The organism is Photobacterium sanguinicancri, assembly GCF_002265265.1.
In the GTDB taxonomy this organism is placed as follows: domain Bacteria; phylum Pseudomonadota; class Gammaproteobacteria; order Enterobacterales; family Vibrionaceae; genus Photobacterium; species Photobacterium sanguinicancri.
The window spans coordinates 1-1,937 of record NZ_NOIF01000335.1 but is presented as its reverse complement, the minus strand read 5'-3'; the positions used below and the strand labels follow the sequence as shown (position 1 = coordinate 1,937).

Annotated in this window: 1 protein-coding gene and 5 tRNA genes; 1 reads left to right on the top strand and 5 read right to left on the bottom strand. The window is 46.5% G+C overall.

Translation table 11 applies throughout. The features are described 5' to 3' along the window. Nucleotides 1-621: 621 nt before the first annotated feature. The 5 genes from ASV53_RS23805 to ASV53_RS23785 form a co-directional block, all read right to left on the bottom strand. A tRNA-Pro gene (locus ASV53_RS23805) sits at nucleotides 622-698 on the bottom strand. 53 nt (nucleotides 699-751) lie between these two features. After that, a tRNA-His gene (locus ASV53_RS23800) sits at nucleotides 752-827 on the bottom strand. Nucleotides 828-836: 9 nt separating this feature from the next. Continuing rightward, nucleotides 837-913, bottom strand: a tRNA-Pro gene (locus ASV53_RS23795). A gap of 62 nt (nucleotides 914-975) precedes the next feature. Next, nucleotides 976-1,051, bottom strand: a tRNA-His gene (locus tag ASV53_RS23790). Nucleotides 1,052-1,094: 43 nt separating this feature from the next. Then, a tRNA-Arg gene (locus tag ASV53_RS23785) sits at nucleotides 1,095-1,171 on the bottom strand. A gap of 290 nt (nucleotides 1,172-1,461) precedes the next feature. Between ASV53_RS23785 and ASV53_RS23780 the strand changes: the two genes are divergently transcribed. After that, a complete protein-coding gene (locus tag ASV53_RS23780) occupies nucleotides 1,462-1,869 on the top strand; it encodes a c-type cytochrome (protein ID WP_094957374.1) in 408 nt (135 codons plus the stop codon). Nucleotides 1,870-1,937: the final 68 nt, after the last annotated feature.

The following is a 1,937-nucleotide window of genomic DNA, read 5'->3' as shown; positions in this document are numbered from 1 at the left end:
ACGCTAATGAATCCATTTTATTTTAAAAACCACCAATGCATAAAACAGAGATTCCAACCACACCAGCATTAACAACCTCACAACAAATGCTGCACCCTCTCTTTTATCTGGTGTATTAATGCGCTTTTCTTTAAGTAATCCATATCTATCTCTGCGCTTCATCCTTTTTTGCAGTCAATTACACTTACTAATTTTAGGGTCTTGTAGCGGAAGTCGATCTTTTCCGCGCCCACGATGGGAAAAAAATAGCGTTGATGACTCCTGAGCATTAAGTAACTCCCTTAGATATCGGCAACAAAAAGCCTCATCTTTCAACGAGGCTTTCAAATAGTAGTCGGTAAAGAGCAGGCGTTGAATATCAGGGCCCTCTCGACCCACGCTTAGCTTTATGGCGATCAAGTGCAGATCTGCTAGCAAACACATTTCAGGACGGGACACACATACAAAAAAGCCTCGTCTTTCGACGAGGCTTTCAAATGATGGTCGGTGAAGAGCGGGCGTTGAACATCAGGGAACCCCCGACCCATGCTTATATGGCAATCAAACGCGGATCCGTTACCAAACAAATTTTATTTCGCACATACGAAAAAAGCCTCGTCTTTCGACGAGGCTTTTAAATGATGGTCGGTGAAGAGGGATTCGAACCCCCGACCCTCTGGTCCCAAACCAGATGCGCTACCAAGCTGCGCTATTCACCGAACAAGTTTTAGGCTCTTACAGTGCCAAGGGAATGTAAAACATTACCTGAATATGGGGTGGCTAACGGGGCTTGAACCCGCGACAACCGGAATCACAATCCGGGACTCTACCAACTGAGCTATAGCCACCATTGTAAGTGGTCGGTGAAGAGGGATTCGAACCCCCGACCCTCTGGTCCCAAACCAGATGCGCTACCAAGCTGCGCTATTCACCGACGAAATCTGTTTTAAGTCGAAAAGACTGTGAAAACTGATGATAACATCAATTTCCTAAATATGGGGTGGCTAACGGGGCTTGAACCCGCGACAACCGGAATCACAATCCGGGACTCTACCAACTGAGCTATAGCCACCACTGTTTGTTACTGTGTATCTTTGCCAAATTTTTCAACCGGATGGTGCGCCCGAAAGGATTCGAACCTTCGACCTTTGGCTCCGGAGGCCAACGCTCTATCCAGCTGAGCTACGGGCGCCTTGCCCTATCGGCGGAGTCGAATATTACGGATATGACCCCTCGGCGTCTAGTCTTTTTTTAAACTTTTTTTCCGTTCGCTCTAAATATAGCCAAAGTGAGGTTGATTCGTATCATACAAACGCGGCTTGCTAGTTTCACACAACAAATTTAGGCGATATAATCACTTGAGTGTTACATTTTAAACATTCTGTACATAATCATCGCCTTGTCTCAACAGTTCGATTATAAAAATTTACGACAAGACGGCTGTGACAATCACAAATAAACTGGAAGTGTAAGGTGAGCTCAATGGAATTATCTCTACGACAACTATTGGTTGCTGCAATTGCAGCAGTTAGCGTTGCCGGTTCAGCGATGGCAGCTGATATGTCGGACGAGGCTATCGCAGAACGCATTAAACCCGTTGGGTCTGTGTATTTAGAAGGCGATACCCCTGCTGTCGTCGTTGCGGCAGGTCCGCGTGATGGCAATACTGTCTACGGTACCTTTTGTATTGCATGCCACGGTACAGGCGTTATGAGCGCGCCTAAGCTAGGTGATGCGGGCGATTGGAGCCCTCGCCTTGCCAAAGGCATGGACGTGCTAACCGACCACGCGGTTAACGGCTTTAATGCCATGCCAGCTAAAGGTTCTTGCATGGACTGTAGCGACGACGAGATCGTTGCAGCAATCAATCACATGATTGAAGGGCTGTAACGGGCTTATTTCCCTACCATTTAATCTAAAAGCAAAAAGGGTTGATACAAAGTATCAACCCTTTTTAT